Source organism: Lysinibacillus sp. JNUCC-52, from assembly GCF_015999545.1.
In the GTDB taxonomy this organism is placed as follows: Bacteria; Bacillota; Bacilli; order Bacillales_A; family Planococcaceae; genus Lysinibacillus.
This window is the reverse complement of sequence record NZ_CP065546.1, coordinates 1,182,036-1,198,168: the sequence shown is the minus strand read 5'-3', so window position 1 is coordinate 1,198,168 and position 16,133 is coordinate 1,182,036. Positions and strand designations below refer to the sequence as shown.

Annotated in this window: 16 protein-coding genes; 7 read left to right on the top strand and 9 right to left on the bottom strand. The window is 37.2% G+C overall.

Features of this window, described 5'->3' with window-relative positions; genetic code table 11:
• The 5 genes from JNUCC52_RS06265 to JNUCC52_RS06245 all read right to left on the bottom strand — a co-directional run bounded on the left by JNUCC52_RS06265 (window position 1) and on the right by JNUCC52_RS06245 (window position 3,543).
• Window positions 1–756: a DUF2087 domain-containing protein gene (locus JNUCC52_RS06265; RefSeq protein WP_173478412.1), complete on the bottom strand. Its 756-nt coding sequence runs from the start codon at window positions 754–756 to the stop codon at window positions 1–3.
• A gap of 126 nt (window positions 757–882) precedes the next feature.
• Window positions 883–1,761, bottom strand: a complete 879-nt coding sequence (locus tag JNUCC52_RS06260; protein WP_173478413.1) for an ABC transporter permease — start codon at window positions 1,759–1,761, stop codon at window positions 883–885.
• On the bottom strand, window positions 1,761–2,681 hold the full coding sequence (locus tag JNUCC52_RS06255; protein ID WP_337981700.1) for an ABC transporter ATP-binding protein: 921 nt from the start codon (window positions 2,679–2,681) through the stop codon (window positions 1,761–1,763). Before JNUCC52_RS06255 ends, JNUCC52_RS06260 begins: the two co-directional genes overlap by 1 nt.
• A gap of 6 nt (window positions 2,682–2,687) precedes the next feature.
• Window positions 2,688–3,092 (bottom strand): DUF3021 domain-containing protein, encoded by a 405-nt coding sequence (locus JNUCC52_RS06250; protein WP_173478415.1) that lies wholly within the window; start codon window positions 3,090–3,092, stop codon window positions 2,688–2,690.
• Between the two features lies 1 nt (window position 3,093).
• Window positions 3,094–3,543 (bottom strand): LytTR family DNA-binding domain-containing protein, encoded by a 450-nt coding sequence (locus JNUCC52_RS06245; protein ID WP_337981699.1) that lies wholly within the window; start codon window positions 3,541–3,543, stop codon window positions 3,094–3,096.
• Between the two features lie 295 nt (window positions 3,544–3,838).
• Between JNUCC52_RS06245 and JNUCC52_RS06240 the strand changes: the two genes are divergently transcribed.
• Window positions 3,839–4,867, top strand: coding sequence for an AbrB family transcriptional regulator (locus JNUCC52_RS06240; RefSeq protein WP_337981698.1), 1,029 nt, complete (start codon window positions 3,839–3,841; stop codon window positions 4,865–4,867).
• Window positions 4,868–4,913: 46 nt separating this feature from the next.
• Here JNUCC52_RS06240 and JNUCC52_RS06235 read toward each other — a convergent pair whose 3' ends face one another.
• Window positions 4,914–6,608 (bottom strand): methyl-accepting chemotaxis protein, encoded by a 1,695-nt coding sequence (locus tag JNUCC52_RS06235; RefSeq protein ID WP_173478418.1) that lies wholly within the window; start codon window positions 6,606–6,608, stop codon window positions 4,914–4,916.
• Window positions 6,609–6,943: 335 nt separating this feature from the next.
• On the opposite strand from JNUCC52_RS06235, the gene JNUCC52_RS06230 reads away from it, so the two are divergent.
• From JNUCC52_RS06230 to JNUCC52_RS06220, 3 genes are all read left to right on the top strand, one after another.
• The gene (locus JNUCC52_RS06230; RefSeq protein WP_173478419.1) at window positions 6,944–7,084 is read left to right on the top strand and encodes an RAxF-45 family protein; all 141 of its coding nucleotides are present in this window, start codon (window positions 6,944–6,946) and stop codon (window positions 7,082–7,084) included.
• 104 nt (window positions 7,085–7,188) lie between these two features.
• Window positions 7,189–8,988: a ribosomal protection-like ABC-F family protein gene (abc-f, locus tag JNUCC52_RS06225; RefSeq protein ID WP_337981697.1), complete on the top strand. Its 1,800-nt coding sequence runs from the start codon at window positions 7,189–7,191 to the stop codon at window positions 8,986–8,988.
• A 569-nt stretch (window positions 8,989–9,557) separates the two neighbouring features.
• On the top strand, window positions 9,558–10,292 hold the full coding sequence (locus JNUCC52_RS06220; protein WP_173478421.1) for a hypothetical protein: 735 nt from the start codon (window positions 9,558–9,560) through the stop codon (window positions 10,290–10,292).
• Between the two features lie 97 nt (window positions 10,293–10,389).
• Here JNUCC52_RS06220 and JNUCC52_RS06215 read toward each other — a convergent pair whose 3' ends face one another.
• Complete coding sequence (locus tag JNUCC52_RS06215) at window positions 10,390–10,770, bottom strand: hypothetical protein (RefSeq protein ID WP_173478422.1); 381 nt, start codon at window positions 10,768–10,770, stop codon at window positions 10,390–10,392.
• Window positions 10,771–10,965: 195 nt separating this feature from the next.
• Between JNUCC52_RS06215 and JNUCC52_RS06210 the strand changes: the two genes are divergently transcribed.
• Together JNUCC52_RS06210 and floT are read left to right on the top strand one after the other, a co-directional pair.
• Complete coding sequence (locus tag JNUCC52_RS06210) at window positions 10,966–11,496, top strand: NfeD family protein (protein WP_173478423.1); 531 nt, start codon at window positions 10,966–10,968, stop codon at window positions 11,494–11,496.
• A 15-nt stretch (window positions 11,497–11,511) separates the two neighbouring features.
• Complete coding sequence (gene floT / locus JNUCC52_RS06205) at window positions 11,512–13,068, top strand: flotillin lipid rafts scaffold protein FloT (RefSeq protein WP_173478424.1); 1,557 nt, start codon at window positions 11,512–11,514, stop codon at window positions 13,066–13,068.
• A gap of 139 nt (window positions 13,069–13,207) precedes the next feature.
• Here floT and JNUCC52_RS06200 read toward each other — a convergent pair whose 3' ends face one another.
• A complete protein-coding gene (locus JNUCC52_RS06200) occupies window positions 13,208–13,744 on the bottom strand; it encodes a GNAT family N-acetyltransferase (protein ID WP_173478425.1) in 537 nt (178 codons plus the stop codon).
• Window positions 13,745–13,769: 25 nt separating this feature from the next.
• Window positions 13,770–14,594 carry a methyl-accepting chemotaxis protein gene (locus JNUCC52_RS06195; protein WP_173478426.1) on the bottom strand — a complete coding sequence of 275 codons (825 nt, stop codon included), beginning with the start codon at window positions 14,592–14,594 and terminating at the stop codon, window positions 13,770–13,772.
• A gap of 302 nt (window positions 14,595–14,896) precedes the next feature.
• Between JNUCC52_RS06195 and JNUCC52_RS06190 the strand changes: the two genes are divergently transcribed.
• The gene (locus tag JNUCC52_RS06190; RefSeq protein WP_337981696.1) at window positions 14,897–16,099 is read left to right on the top strand and encodes an MFS transporter; all 1,203 of its coding nucleotides are present in this window, start codon (window positions 14,897–14,899) and stop codon (window positions 16,097–16,099) included.
• The last annotated feature ends 34 nt before the right edge of the window (window positions 16,100–16,133 follow it).

Here is a 16,133-nt window from a genome sequence, read left to right as displayed (position 1 = left end):
TTATTTTTTTACCCAGTAAGCACTGCCATCGTCTACACGATCCATAAAACCGTATTGAATTAAATAGCGACGAATTTGTACATAGTCCTCATATATTGGTTGAATAATTGCATTAAGCTCTTTTTCTGTATACTGTTTTGACTCATCAAGAAGCGTTGTAATCGCACGTAGTACAACGATTTTATGCTTTTCTCGTTTTGGGAAGCGGACGAGCTCTTGACCGATGCCATTCGGGAAGTATTTTGCAAGCAGCTGTTGTTCTTCCGTAAGGGTGATGTTATAGCGATCGTCGACCATCGTAGCCGTTTTGTGAATCGGTACAAAAGAATCTTCCTTTTGATCTTGTTGTTTTAAAAGCTCCATCATGGCAAGGAATGTTTTAGCTTGACGCTCTTTTTCTTTTAAGGCAAAACGATGATGTCGAATAGTCGTTGCGCTGCCAATTTCTAGCTCCTCTTTAATTTCCTGATCCGTTTTACCCTCATAAAAAAGGCGCAAAATATGACTCTGATGTTCTGTTAAACCTGTCATTTTTTTATTTAAGCCATTTAAGTAATGAAAAACTGATTGGTGTGTAGCAGTAATATGATGCTGCATAAATTTTTCTGCTTCATATAGGACATCTTCATGTGGATAAATAATGCCCTTTTCGATTTTTTCCCCACAAAGAAGGCAAGTGTAGTGTGTAGCTTCATTTGTATAGCCATGTGTTATGTCCTCGATCGAAGCCTGCCAAAATAATTGATTTACATCCATTGTGAAACCTCCTGAAAAACAAACGATTATTTATTTTGTTTGTTTATTAATATTTAAAATAACAAAGTGTTTGGTAAAAAGCAATAAAAATACACATCGCGTTTGCTGGCGATGTGTATAAAATGACTATTCATGATTTTTCTTTTTGAAAATCATAATTGATAAAATGGCAAGTACGAAAATTGTTATTAGAATCACTATATAACTTGTTGATAGGTTAAGAGAATGCCCATTGAGCTCATAAACAATACCATAGTTCAGCTTATAGCTTTCCACCTGTGCAGCAGGAACACCGTCAAAAACTTTTGTTATTGAGCTATCCATAAACGCATTACGTAATAAAAGTGTCGTATGACTAATAGGGAAATACATAATAAGCTGTTGGGCAAAGTTTGGTAGAACACCGACAGGTACATATACACCACATAAAAAGCCTAATACCGTACCGACGATTGTACTCAGTGTTGAAAAAGCGTTTTGAGTACTTACAAATAGTACGAGAAAAACATTAAATACGCTCGCCAATAACACAGACAATAATAGTATACCTATCACTGTAATTAGGGAGCCAAAGCTAAGTAGATGACCGCCAGTGGCCACTAAGAAAATTTCACAGCCTACAAGGGCAATGAGTGAGAAGATACAGCCAATAATAAATGCATTCATAACATAGCTCATCTGAATTGTTGCGCGGGAAATAGGGGCAGTTAAAAAATCTGCTGTCGCCTTGGATTCACTATCACGAACGGCAATAGCAAATGCTGCTAATGTGGTAGTGACAGCCATCATGGATAATAAACCTGCCACAAGCCATTCATTGACCATTGCGATTAATTCTGGTGTTGCCACTGTCATTTGCTCAATAGCGTCCACTTGCATTTTTTGAAGAAACACCGCATAAAGAACGATAACGATGATTACGGAAAGGAGGGAGAAAAAGACTTGTGTTTTATCTCTCCTAAATACCTTGTTATTACGTTGAATTAAGCTAATCATTGCTTCCATTACATCGCATCTCCTTGTGCCATAATATGAAGAAAAACATCGTCCATCGATCCTTTAATAACTTCAAACGAGGCTAAAAAGGGTTCGGCACTTTTTAAAAGGGAAAGTGCATGCATAGTAGAGTCCAGTCGAACTGAGAAAATACCTTGATTTTCGGTGAAATGTAATGTGTTGTCCTTCAGCCACTTTAACCCCATCGAACGATCATGAAATACAAGTGCCATCTGGTCATAGGCATATTGTGTTTTTAAGAAATCGGGTGTTCCTTCAGCGACAATGCGACCTTGTTTTAATACGATGACCTGATGCGCAACGGCAGCTTCTTCCATATAGTGTGTTGTTAGAAACACCGTCATATTTGTTTCTTCCTGTAGTTGTTTGATCGTTTGCCAAACGAATTGGCGTGTTTGTGGATCAAGCCCAGTTGTAGGTTCATCTAAAAATAAGATTTTCGGTCGATGAATAAGTGCTCGAGCGATATCTGCACGTCTTTTTTGGCCTCCAGACAATGTGCCATATTTTTGCTGTTCAATATCTTCTAAATGTAAATAGGTCGAGACAAATCGATAGTTTTCTGCAAGCTGTGCTCTCGATAAACCATATGTTTTGCCGCGGTGGATAATATTTTCACGTACCGTTAACCGTTCATCTAGTAGACTTTGCTGAAAGACGACGCCGATTGATTTACGAATTTCCCCATTCATAGATTTTTCATCGAGCGTATAACCGTTAATCGTTACAGTTCCACTTGATTTTTGTAATAATGTACATAAAATTTCAATAGTGGTCGATTTACCAGCACCATTGGCACCTAAAAAAGCAAAGAGCGAGCCTTGTTCTACCTTAAAGGAAATGCCTTTGACCGCTAAATGTTCGCCATAATGCTTTTGTAAATGTTCGACTTGAATCGCAAACGTCATATTTGTCTATTCCTTTCTTTTTTGGATTACATGATTGATTTCTTCAATTTCGCTTTTTTGTAATATATATAAAACGCACCAGACAATGAAGTAAATAATAAGCTCTGAAACGAGCACGTACATAATACCGCCATGTTCGAACCAACGACCAAAATAGCCTGCTATCATCACGCACAGTGTAACGGCAATAAAATGCACGACTAGCTGGACAGAAAATAATAAACGCTCTATTTCAAAGATAAGGGAGAGCGTACCAATTACAATCCCAAGTATGGTTGCAATGATTACTTGCTCGAGTAATTCAGGTCCTGTCACCATTGCATGATTAGAAACGATACTTAACGTCACTAAAATATAGGATGAGCTAAGTGAAAACAGTAGACCAATAATCATCATGCGTAATATTTTCATATTAAAAATCCCTCCCAATACCTAATTGCCGTTTTAAGTCTTTTAAATACTTCCGACTAACATGAATCGACACATCATTGTCTAACAGTAATTCCGTTGAGCCGATTTTGCCCATCTGAATAGAAGCAATTTTATTAATGTTGACAAGGGTCGATTTACTCACACGTGCAAAATCTTTTGCTAGTTGCGCTTCGAGCTCATATAATTTGCGTTTTGATTCAAATTCTTGCTCCTCTGTTTGTAAAAAGACTTTAGCGCCTTCAGCATAAATGGAATAAATATCTGTAATTTTTAGTAAATGAATTTCTTGCTGTAAATAGCCGTCTAGCATTGTTGTTTGGGCTGCTTGCAACTGCTTCATTAATTTTTCAATGTTTTCGTTGTACTCCTTTGCATGTATATGGATTTCTGTTTCTTCTAGCGCGCTATTAATCATTAAATGAATTTTCATTGGAGGCCTCCTTTGGTAATCGTATTACCTCAACTCCCTAAAAGGAAAAGGCATTTATTTACTGAATCAGGTTAATATTAATGTAGCATAGAAATTTTTAGTTACGTTAAATTGTTTGATAAGAGGTTAAAATTAATGATTAACAGGTTAGTTTTGTATAATAACTGTTGTTTTTAAAATGCCTGAAAATTCATAATCGTTTTGGTGTCAGGCACTCGGTATGGAAGGGGGGAGGGTAGCAAATTGGCTCGGTTGAGGTCATAATAGAACTATCATTCTTGAGGGGTTGCTAGCAATGTTGACATTTTATAAGCAGATGTTCTTAACACTATGTATTGGGTTATTAGGAGCGCTGTTATTTCAATTTTTACATATTCCGATGCCATGGTTGCTGGGAGCAATCACAGCTGTTCTATGCGTACAGCTATTTACAAAGATACAATTGCAATGGCATAAATATTTTCGAAATGTTGGGCTAATTGTGGCGGGATACTCCATTGGGTTTGCTTTCACTAAAGAGGCAGTACAGGATATTCAACAGTTTTTAGGCAGTATCATTGTTCTTAACTTAATCTTTATTTTGTTATTTTTTGCTATCAGTTTTTTAGTAGCAAAACGTACGGAATTAGATTTTCCTACGGCACTAACGTGTTGTGTCCCAGGAGGAATGACACAAATTGTTGCCTTTGCCGAGGAGCAGGGAAATATGAATATGGCTGTCATTACGTTTTATCAGGTATTACGAGTATTGCTAATTGTTGGCTTCGTTCCATTAATGGTGACAGGCACTGGAGAAAATATCGTTACTGTGGATGGAACGCTCTCATTGCCATTATTCATTTTACTACTTATTTGCGGAGTGGCAGGGTGGCTTGCCCAAAAGGTGAGAATTCCAACTGGTTACATGCTAGGTCCCGTTTTTTTATTAATGGGCTTAAATATTACAGGGCTTGAAGTGCCTAAAATGCCCATATCATTTCTTCATCTCGCACAGCTCGTAATTGGTATTTATATCGGCCTGCTACTAAAAAAAGAAGATTTGCATTTATCAAAAAAACATGTATTTTACGCTTTTATTTCAGCGGGGCTTTTTATTGGCGCTGCATATGCATTATCCTTCATTATGAAAAATTTGTACGAGCTTGATTTTCGCACAGGCTTTTTAAGTATCGTACCAGGAGGGCTAGATCAGATGGGAATTATAGCTGCATCTGTTCATGCAAATGTGACCATTGTGACAGCATTTCAGCTATTCCGTGTTTTGATTGTGTCCATTTTCCTCGTACCATTAGTGAAAATATTTGTGAAAAAAGCGAAGACGTAAAAAAAGATTGCTCATACGGATTTACCGATGAACAATCTTGCGTTCCTTAATATTTGAACTGATGAATTAAATTTTGCAGCGTTTCTGCATTTTTAGTAAGGGTTGTTGCCGCGTTATTAATATCCTCCATCGAGTAGAGGTTTGTTTCAGCAATCTGTGAAACGACTTTTGACTGCTCCCGTGCATCGACAGCTATTTCTGCCATAATTTGAGTAGATGCATTGGCCTGTTCAATACGAGCATATAACTCTTCCGCAATGCCTGAAACTTCTTGAATTTTATTAGTGACAACAGCCACTTTAGTTGTAATGCTTTCAAATGCAAGATTTGTTGTACGAACAATATCTACGCTTGATGCGGCTTCCTTTTCGCTTTGTTCCATATGCGCACTCGCTTCTTGAGCTAGCTGCTGCATCGTATGGATGGTCTCGGTAATTTGCGCAGCAGATGTTTTAGATTGCTCAGCTAATTTACGAACTTCCTCCGCTACAACGGCAAAGCCCTTACCATGTTCTCCTGCACGTGCAGCTTCAATGGATGCATTTAAAGCAAGTAAGTTTGTTTGGTCAGCTATTGCATGGATGACCTCGACAATATTACCAATAGTATTTGCATGTGCATCAAGGGCAACGATTGACTTAGCACTTTCTAACACCGCTTCTGTCATAGCCTGCATTTGTGCTTGCATAGCTTGTGCCGTTTTCTCACCATGTTTCGCCGTATCAAAAGCTTCTGTCGCATGCGATGAAACTTCCATATTGGTTTCTGTTACATGTTGAATACCTCCAGCAATATCATGCATAGCTTCAGCATTTTCATTGGCACTTTGTTTTTGCGTACTTGCGCCACTTGCTAATTCTTGCATATTAGCTGTTAGTTGTTCAGTCGTTCTTGTTGTAGAGCCTGCTGTAGCAGAAAGCTCAGCGGATGAAGCAGAAACTTGATTGGCTGTTTCATCTACTTGTTTCATCATTTTTCGTAGCGTTTCAAGCATGGCATTGAAAGATTTTGCAAGATCGCCAATTTCGTCTTTTGTGTTTACAACGAGTTGTTGTGTTAAATCTCCTTCACCAGCAGAGATAGTTTCAAGCTGGGTATTCAAGCGTTTTAAAGGTTTTACAATATTGCGCACAAGTAATGTTCCTGCAATTACAGCAATTATGGCAGCTAAAAAGGCAACTATCCCCATTTTGATAATCATTTTTTGTGCTACCGCATTAATTTCGGAGGAGGGAACTCCAGCGAAAATCATACCAATAGTTTCTCCATTAGCATTTTTTATCGGTCCATATTGTGTGAAATAAGGTTTTCCGACTACGTCAGCTGTTCCACTATATATGTTTCCTTCGGTAATAACAGCATCTGTTACTTTCGGATCAGCAGTTGTGCCGATTGCTCGCTGCCCATCTACCATAATATTTGTATTAACCCGTGTATCATTCGCAAAAATGGTAATAGCTGCTTCGGATAACTCTCCTAATTTATCGATTAATGCAGTTTCGTCGGCTATTTTTGCGTCTCCTTTGTAAAGTTCTCCATTTTCCAAATGCCATTCACCTGGTAAGGTTTGTTCCAAATTGTAGACGCTTAAATCATAAATTTGAGTAAGACGTGTATTATTTTCTGATTCAAGGGTTGTTTTCATTTCACTAATATTTACAATTCCAACAGCAATTAAAACAAATAAAATAATCGTCACAATTAGCAAGCTCATTTTCGTTTGCATACGTAAGTTTTTCATAGATCCCTCCACATTTTAATCCACATAAATAGACAGCAAGTGATTGTAAAATACTTGCTGTTTTGTATATGTTTAAGGAAAACATTTCTATTTTTATTAGTATATAATTACTGACGCTTTTTGTATATTTCTAAATTAAATATAATTAGTGAATTTTAAGTAGCACTTTTTAAGGAATTTTTACTAAAAGAGTTGATGTTCAAGTTCTTTTTTGTATTCGAATGACCTATTTGAAAAATCTCTTCCTACTCCAACAATTGGAGTTAATTATATATTCCCAAATTCTATGAAATATGGTATGATGTCTCTAATTATAAGAACGGAGGTGAAAAGGAATGAATTTAAACGCTACGAGAACAGGTGTAAAGGTGGATACTGCTATGTATTTTGCACGTGTTCAAACTTTCGATTTTGCCAACAACGGGATAGGTCTGTCTATTTTTAAGCAAAATCAAATATTATACGTAGCGGATTAGCCATTCTTTTTCACAAATAATGAAGGAAAAGACTGCTTGTTAATCGAGCGGTCTTTTTTGTTGTCTAAAGATGTTTTTTCGCACGTTTTATGGAGGAAAAAACAATGCAAATAAAGGCTGAACAAATTCAAAAGGTAATTGGTGGAAATATATTATTCGAAGGGCTTCAACTGGAAGTTAATAAAGGGGAACATGTAGCGATTGTCGGTGTAAATGGTAGTGGTAAAACAACCTTACTGCACTTATTAGCGGGTATAGATGTGCCGGATAGTGGTCGTATTATTAAAAGTAAGGGAACAACAATTGGCTACTTACATCAAATTCCGAATTACCCTTTACTTACAGTAAAAGAAGTGCTGGAGCAAGCATTTGCTGAACTATTTGCGTTAAAAGCAAAAATGGACACAATGGAACTAGAAATGCAAATAAACGTTTCGGACAAAGTTTTACAACAGTATGGGCATGTTCAAGAACAATTTTTGCTGCTGGGAGGCTATGAAATGGATGCTCAACTAGCGACCATTGCAAATGGACTTGGCATTACGCCATTACTTCCATTACCCTTTGCAAGTATAAGCGGAGGGGAAAAAACAAAGGTCATGCTAGGTCAAATTCTACTAAGTAACCCGTCTATTTTATTATTAGATGAACCGACAAATCATTTAGATATGCAGGCAATAGAGTGGCTTGAAGATTATATTCGATATTTTGAGGGCATAGTCATAACTGTATCGCACGATCGTCAGTTTATGAATCAAATGGCGCAAAAAATTATCGAAATTGAGGATGGAGAAGCATTTACGTACAAGGGAAATTATGATGATTTTATTGCGCAAAAAGAAGCAAAAGTTGAACAGCAATTTGCTGAATATGAAGAACAGCAAAAGAAAATAAAAAAAATGCAAGAGGCGATTAAACGTTTAAGACAGTGGGCAAATGAAGCGAATCCACCGAATGCTGCATTGTTTCGTCGTGCTAAAAGTATGGAAAAGGCATTAAACCGCATAGCACGTGTTAAAAAGCCAATTACGAAAAAGAAAATGAATTTAGCTTTAACGATGGCTGAACGTAGTGGCAAGGAAGTCGTACAAATGCAAGCGTTAAGTCATGCTTTTGACAAGCCATTATTACAAGACAGTCAATTATCGGTCTATTTTGGCGAACGTTTGGCGATTGTGGGCAATAACGGAAGTGGTAAATCAACATTGTTAAAAATAATATTAGGAGAAATTGTACCCAATGAAGGGACTTGTAAAGTAGGTAATAGTGTAACAATTGGTTATTTGTCGCAACAATTCGAACATCAAAACCCAACAACTCGTTTAATTGATGCCTTTCGAGAGTCTGTAGCAGTATCTGAGGCAGAAGCACGTCATTTGCTTGCACAATTTTTATTTTATGGATATGACGTTTTTAAGAAAGTGAAGGACTTAAGTGGTGGAGAAAAGATGCGTCTACGTCTAGCGCAACTAATGCACGAAGAGATTAATTTACTCATATTAGATGAACCGACAAACCATTTAGATATTGAGGCAAGAGAAGTATTAGAAGAAACACTCGAATCTTTTGAAGGGACAATAATTGGTGTATCCCATGACCGTTATTTCTTACAAAAAATCTTTACAAAAATTGCATGGATTGACCGTAATACGATTCATGTATATGAAGGCGATTATGAATGGGCGAAGACAAAACATATACTTGTAGAACAAGTTCCAACTGTAGAGAAAACCACAAAGTCGATTGTACAAAGTCATAAAGATCTCTCAATCGAAGAACAAATTGAAAAACTAGAGTGTAAATTAACAGAATCGACTCTCGTTAAGGAACAACGTCAAAAACTAGAGCAACAACTAGAAACACTATACGAGAAGTGGCTGCAAGGGGAATCGGACCATGCATGAATGCTACTGTTGTTTAAAAAAAAGCGAAGAAGGCAATTGTAATGTTAAAACTGGTTGAATATTATAGGGTTTCCGCACTATTTTGCATATTTTTTTCGTTGTGGGGGAAACGAGTGCTTGAGGCATCATTCTTCGAGGAGTATGCGAGCTAAAAAAGTGAAAACCTTTCAACTTAATAAGATGAAAGAATAAAGCCATTTGTAATATATTAGACAAATGAATGATCACTCAAAAACTTCCCAAAACCGATATCCTTATAGAACGGATTAGTGATAAGATGGACCTGTTAGACATCGATTCTTAGAATGTACACATAGAAAGATTTTACGTCATGTCATTGTACAGCAAGTCCCTCATATCGGTCAGCTTCTGTTTGGGCACGAGCGATGAGAGCATAGGGGTAAGGGGAAATTTTTTTATAGGGATATGAATCATTATCTATATTTATTCAAGAAAAATAAACATTTGTAAAAAAAGTTTTGAATCTTAAAAGTATATTACTTGAAAAAATGTGGTATTCGATTTATTGTCTTTAGAGATACTTGTTTAATGGACTTGGAGGATATGAAATGCACGGAATTTATATACGCTACAATGTCTCAGAAAAAAACCAAGAAGCAACATGGCCACGAAAAGTGGATGCATTTGCATATGTTCAACGAGGGAAGCCACAACAAGGGAATGACAACATGCTTTCGATGGAAGAGCTAAGAAGTCATGCGATTCGATATATTAAAAGCTTAAAAGAAAATGCAAATTTACATTTAGTTGAACAACATAATGGTGAAATTGAGCATTTCGGTCGACGATATATGGAATCACTAAAAGTTAAGGAAAATATCGATTCACAGCTAATTAATCTTGAGGAAATTCGCTTACTATTGCAATTAATGAACGTATTGAACTTATCGCATAGTTTTGGAGAAAATGCGGGGAAAATACTTCGTCAAATTACGCCCTATGCTAAAGATGTAGAGAATTCAACATTCCAAACTACACGTGTAGAACGTCATTTTTACTCAGAGATAATTGAACAAATCGAAGTGGTGTACGCACGCATTTTGCGCCAACACAATCCGTCCACGACAGAAATGCAGCAATCGGAAAAGTTATGGACTACAGTTTGTGAGCAAGCAATTGACAAGGTAGAGGCACGCATTGAACGCTTATCTTCTATTAAGTTAAAGCATGAAAAAAATTTATTGGAATATAGTCAGTTGAAGGAACAAAATATCCAAGCAAAGGAACGCTTAGATAACGCTGTTCTGGAACTAGATGCTATATTAAATGTATTAGAATCTTAATCGAATATTTGTTTAATGTGATATGACAAATATCCATAAGCATAAAGATAAAAGCATGTCGCCAATTGTGTTTAAAATCCAATCGGCTGACATGCTTTTATTTTACGTTATTTTTTTCTGCTTCTTCACGTTTCCATTGACGATATACACGTAGCAAATCAAAGCCAAGTACTATCACAATAAGGTAGAAAATAGGGCTATTATAGGATAGACCAATTTCTGATTCCCCACCTAATAATGTGAGCACAATCCAAAGGCCAATTGTATAGAGCGTTAATCCAGCATACGCCTTTTTGGATATCTTTTTATATGTACCTTTTGAAGTCATCATTTGTATACATACAAGCACGATTAATATGACAAGGATAATTTTCTTCGACAACAGCTCAGCTAGCGTCGTAGCAGGGAAAAAATCATTGACAAACAGTAAAGTGAAAAATAAGAAAATACAAACATTTAAAACGGTGGATAGCTTCATGCAATATCTCCTTCGATGCCTTTAATCTTTTCTATTGTAACATGGTTTGAAGTGAAGAATAAATATACGCAGATGAATGACTTATTTTGCACAACTAATTGCTTAGTTTAAAAATTTAGATAATCTAAAAAATTTTGAAACTTTTTTCAAAGTGTAATCGTATAGTAGGTAATACGTTGAAAAGAGGTGATCTACTTGACGCTATTTGGCTATACATTGGAGCAAATTTATTTAGTGGTATTAATTTTCGCGGGACTGGCAACCGTTTTGTTTATGTTTTTCGGTGATGCCGTCGAGGGTGTAGGAGAAAGTCTACCGATTTTAAATCCAAGTGTCATTCTATCTTTCATTACGTTGATGTCAGCAGCTGGTTTTATTTTAGAGAAGTTAGCCTTTTTCCCTAGCGTTTGGAATATCGGTGTAGCTGCTGTAATAGGAGTTATTTTAAGTGCCCTTTTTTATTTATTTATTCTCGTTCCACTCAAATCAGCCGATGTCTCATTAGCCTATACAGAAGAATCACTTGAAGGTCAGTTAGGGAAGGTGATTGTACCAATACCGTCTGATGGCTTTGGTGAAGTAGTTATTGAGACTACGAGCGGTATGATTGCAAAGCGAGCTGTGGGCTTTGACAATGAGGTAATTGATTATGATACGACAGTCCTTGTTGTTGAAGTGAGGGCAGGCACTCTTTATGTGAGAGCCTATGAAAAAAAATTTATTTAAAGGAGAGATACTAATATGTCAATGGAAATTTTGATAGTTCTAGGAATTGTAGCATTTATATTAATCGCTCTTGTGGCACTGTATGTAACAAAGTATCGAACAGCGGGTCCTGATGAAGCACTGATTGTAACAGGTAGCTATCTTGGCTCAAAAAATGTACATAAAGATGAGTCAGGAAATCGCATTAAAATTATTCGTGGGGGCGGTACATTCGTCTTCCCAATCTTCCAGCAAGCGCAACCATTAAGCTTATTATCAAGTAAATTAGAAGTTACAACACCTGAAGTGTATACAGAGCAGGGCGTGCCAGTAATGGCAGATGGTACAGCGATTATTAAAATTGGTGGTTCGATTTCAGAAATCGCTACAGCTGCTGAGCAGTTTTTAGGGAAGCAAAAGTCAGAACGTGAAGGGGAAGCACGGGAAGTATTGGAAGGCCATTTACGTTCGATTTTAGGATCTATGACAGTTGAAGAGATTTATAAAAACCGAGATAAATTCTCGCAAGAAGTACAACGTGTAGCTTCACAAGATTTAGCGAAGATGGGTCTTGTCATTGTTTCCTTTACAATTAAAGATGTACGCGATAAAAATGGTTATCTTGATTCACTTGGTAAGCCAAGGATTGCACAAGTGAAACGAGATGCAGATATTGCGACTGCCGAAGCAGATAAAGAAACGCGTATTAAGCGTGCAGAAGCATCGAAAGAAGCGCAAAAGGCTGAGCTTGAACGTGCAACAGAAATTGCTGAAGCCGAGAAAGAAAATCAATTAAAAGTGGCGGAATTCCGTCGTGAGCAAGATGTTGCAAAAGCTCGTGCAGACCAAGCGTATGAATTAGAAACTGCACGTGCGAAACAGGAAGTAACAGAACAAGAAATGCAAATTCGCATTATCGAACGTCAAAAACAAATTGAATTAGAAGAAAAAGAAATTTTACGTCGTGAAAAGCAATACGATTCAGAAGTGAAGAAAAAGGCAGACGCTGATCGTTATGCTATAGAACAAAATGCAGAAGCTGAAAAAATGCGTGAGCTTGCACAAGCAGATGCTGAGAAATATCGTATTGAGTCGTTAGCAAAGGCAGAAGCGGAGAAGATTCGTTTAGATGGTATCGCGAAAGCGGATGCTGAGCGTGCACAAGGTGAAACAGAAGCGGATATTATTCGCCTACGAGGTCTTGCAGAAGCCGAAGCGAAACGTAAAATTGCCGAAGCCTTTGAATACTACGGTCAAGCAGCTGTTCTTGATATGGTTGTACGCATGATGCCAGAGTATGCGAAAGAGCTTGCTAGCCCACTTGGTAATATTGATAAAATTACAGTTGTGGACACTGGTGGCGGTGAAGGTGGAAGTGGTGCCAATAAGGTGACTTCTTATGCAACGAACTTAATGTCGACACTACAAGAAACATTAAAAGAAACATCAGGTATTGATGTGAAGGAATTAATCGAAAGCTACGCTGGTAAGCACACATTGCGACCAGAGCTTGAGCGTATTGCGACAGAGCTAGTGAAACAGCCAGAGCCTGTTGCGACGGCAGAAAAACAAAAAGAAGCAGTTGAACAATAAAAATTAGAAAAAAGCTAGCTAATACTATTATGTATTAGCTAGCTTTTTGTTGCTAAGTGGCGCTATTTGTGACGCAATATGAGCTTCTAGTGGCAATTATTCAAGTTTTATCAGCGCAAAGCGAGTTCCTCTCAGCTGTTTATTTCCACTCGCTCGCAAGCATGCCATAAAGGACGTGGTCGACGTAGTGATCATATAGCCACTCTGCAGCGCGTATTGTTCCTTCAGTAGTGAAATGAAGTCGTTCAGGGATTGCGCGGCTTTTTGTGTTACCTACAGCTACACGGATTTCCACTTTGTTCAGTTGTAATTCGTCAAATGCGTATTGTACTAAAGCTTGAACCGTTGTTGTCATAATGCCGTGGCCTTGCGCATCTTTATCGAGCCAATAGCCAATTACTGCAATTTTATTTGTATTATTAATAGTATTAAATCCTGCAATGCCTACAATTTTATTGCGGAAAATAATAACAAGAGATAGGCTGGTTTTAGCTTCGTAGCCAGTAATACAGCCTTCTATATAACCTTTTGTATCGGAAAGCTCTTTGGTGAAATCTAACCATGGCAACCATTCACGTAAATTTTCCCTTGAATTATTTGTTAGTGCAAAAACAGCCTCTGCATCTTCAATAGCGATTGTTCGTAACGTTAATTCATGATTGATATTTATTTCCATAATATTGCTGCCTCAATTCTACCATTTATTTTAAAGCATTATGCATAAAGCTCTTCATTTCTTGACTTAGCGTTGTTAGTTCTTCAATAATTTCACTAAAATCTTGTACAAGTTGGGCCTGTTCATTTGTTGCATCATTGATTTGTCCCATATTTTGCTTTAGATTATCAAGATTTCTATTAATATTGCGAAGAGAAGCTTCGATATTTTCTGTTGCAGAAGACGTTTCAAATGAAAGTTTTCTAACTTCCTGTGCGACGATATTAAAACCAGCTCCATGCTGACCTGCGCGAGCCGCTTCTATCGATGCATTTAAGCCAAGTAAATTCGTTTGGCGAGAAATACTTTTTATTAAATCTGTCACATCATTTGTTTTTTCTGAATCCTCCAGGGCGTGTTGTGCCTGTTTGTTAATTTCCTCACTTGTTGCTGCTAGCTCCTCTGAATGAGAAGCAATTGTATGTACTTTATCTTGAAGACTATTCACAATATTATCCATTGTATTCATATAATGTTCCAGTTTGAGCTCATTATCTATCGGTAATCCAAAGGCTAGTGCCCCAACTACTTTACCGTTTTCTCGAATCGGAAAGGCAAAAGCATTGATGGCAACGCCGTATACGTCCTCGGGAATGATCACATCTGCATTTTTTCCAGCAAAGGCGATGTATACATTTTGATCATTTGCATTTACTTTTTGACCATCCACATAACCAGTGTCGGCACGTTTGCCTGCTAAATATTTTACAACTGTTTCACTTTCCTTCTCTATGACAGCTACTATCGCTTCCTCTTTTAATGCAAGGTGAATGTAGTGTGCGGATAGAGCTAAAGCTTCAATCATTTTCATGAAATACCTCCAAGTCTTTATAAAAACAGTGATTTCTAGATTATTCCTTCACTGTAGCACAATAATGGCTAATTCAAAATAGTAAAAACATTCATTTAACAGAAAAGAGATATTTTTTGATTTCCTGTTAAGCAATAGTAATGCTAGTTTATGCTTTTAATAATATTGTCAAATAAAAATAATGGAAAATAAAAGAAAAGGTCATATAGTTTGTCTAAATTTTGACAACCTTCCAGTGTTTTTTAGAGAATGTTGTATTAGAATAATAGATAGAAGGGACAAGTCGTCGAAAGGAGATAGAGATGGACTATATAGAGAAGGGAACAAAAGCATTTAACAAAGCAAATTGGGCATTATTTTTAGCTGGGTTTATTACGTTCGCGAACTTATATGTATCGCAACCACTACTACCGACGTTTGCCGAGGAGTTTAATGTCTCACCTGCAATAGCAAGTTTGTCATTATCTGTAACGACATTGGCTTTGTCGATTAGTATGATAATTGTCGGCTCATTATCTGAAGCGTGGGGAAGAAAGTCGTTAATGACAATATCTATATTTGCAGCATCAGTTTTGACGATAGCGCTTGCTTTTTCGCCAAACTTTGAAACTATATTAGTATTGCGCGTTATTCAAGGTGTTGTGTTTGCAGGGTTACCAGCTATTGCGATGGCTTATTTAGGAGAGGAAATTGCCCCGTCAAGTTTAGGAATTGCGATGGGGCTTTACATAAGTGGCAATTCTGTAGGGGGGCTCAGTGGCCGTGTCATTATCGGTACATTAACAGACTTGTATAACTGGCAAGTAGGTATGATTGTACTTGGGATAATTAGTTTAATAATTAGTGTGTTATTTATATGGATGCTACCGAATTCTAAGCATTTTACGGCACGTCCATTACAAATAAAGGCGTTAACAAAGTCTCTTATTCAGCACTTAAAAGATCCGTCGATGCTTTGCTTATTTGGCATTAGCTTTGTGTTAATGGGTAGCTTTGTGACACTTTACAATTATATTGGATTTAAATTAATGGCACCACCTTATAATTTAAGTGCTACCATTGTCGGATGGATATTTGTTATTTATTTGGTAGGGACATTTAGCTCGGCATGGTTTGGCAGTTTAGCCGATCGTTTTGGACGTCAAAAAATGTTATTGTTAGCGATTGCTATTATGCTGGCAGGTGCAATTATTACATTACAAGGTCTACTGTTATTAAAAATAGTAGGTATTACAGTTTTTACCTTTGGTTTTTTTGCAGCCCATTCAATAGCAAGTGGATGGGTAAGCAGGCGTGCCACTCATGATAAGGCGCAAGCATCATCGCTGTATTTATTTTTTTATTATTTTGGTTCGAGTGTGGGTGGCACCGCAGGGGGCGTGTTTTGGATGCACTTTGGTTGGGTAGGCGTAATTGCGATGATTACGGTATTTTTAGTTATTGCATGTGTGCTCACATTTGTGTTAAAGAGCATCATTGCCAAACAACGATTAATTACCAACTAGTAGAGTAAAATACTATGTTGATAGAAATTTTGTT

Coding starts and splice junctions, on each gene's coding strand:
- JNUCC52_RS06250 (WP_173478415.1), bottom strand. CDS start 3,092: ATGAAAATATTACGCATGATGATTATTGGTCTACTGTTTTCACTTAGC.
- JNUCC52_RS06215 (WP_173478422.1), bottom strand. CDS start 10,770: ATGAAGCTATCCACCGTTTTAAATGTTTGTATTTTCTTATTTTTCACT.
- JNUCC52_RS06265 (WP_173478412.1), bottom strand. CDS start 756: ATGGATGTAAATCAATTATTTTGGCAGGCTTCGATCGAGGACATAACA.
- JNUCC52_RS06240 (WP_337981698.1), top strand. CDS start 3,839: ATGTTGACATTTTATAAGCAGATGTTCTTAACACTATGTATTGGGTTA.
- JNUCC52_RS06245 (WP_337981699.1), bottom strand. CDS start 3,543: ATGAAAATTCATTTAATGATTAATAGCGCGCTAGAAGAAACAGAAATC.
- JNUCC52_RS06255 (WP_337981700.1), bottom strand. CDS start 2,681: ATGACGTTTGCGATTCAAGTCGAACATTTACAAAAGCATTATGGCGAA.
- JNUCC52_RS06200 (WP_173478425.1), bottom strand. CDS start 13,744: ATGGAAATAAATATCAATCATGAATTAACGTTACGAACAATCGCTATT.
- JNUCC52_RS06235 (WP_173478418.1), bottom strand. CDS start 6,608: ATGAAAAACTTACGTATGCAAACGAAAATGAGCTTGCTAATTGTGACG.
- JNUCC52_RS06220 (WP_173478421.1), top strand. CDS start 9,558: ATGCACGGAATTTATATACGCTACAATGTCTCAGAAAAAAACCAAGAA.
- JNUCC52_RS06195 (WP_173478426.1), bottom strand. CDS start 14,594: ATGAAAATGATTGAAGCTTTAGCTCTATCCGCACACTACATTCACCTT.
- floT (WP_173478424.1), top strand. CDS start 11,512: ATGTCAATGGAAATTTTGATAGTTCTAGGAATTGTAGCATTTATATTA.
- JNUCC52_RS06260 (WP_173478413.1), bottom strand. CDS start 1,761: ATGGAAGCAATGATTAGCTTAATTCAACGTAATAACAAGGTATTTAGG.
- JNUCC52_RS06190 (WP_337981696.1), top strand. CDS start 14,897: ATGGACTATATAGAGAAGGGAACAAAAGCATTTAACAAAGCAAATTGG.
- JNUCC52_RS06230 (WP_173478419.1), top strand. CDS start 6,944: ATGAATTTAAACGCTACGAGAACAGGTGTAAAGGTGGATACTGCTATG.
- abc-f (WP_337981697.1), top strand. CDS start 7,189: ATGCAAATAAAGGCTGAACAAATTCAAAAGGTAATTGGTGGAAATATA.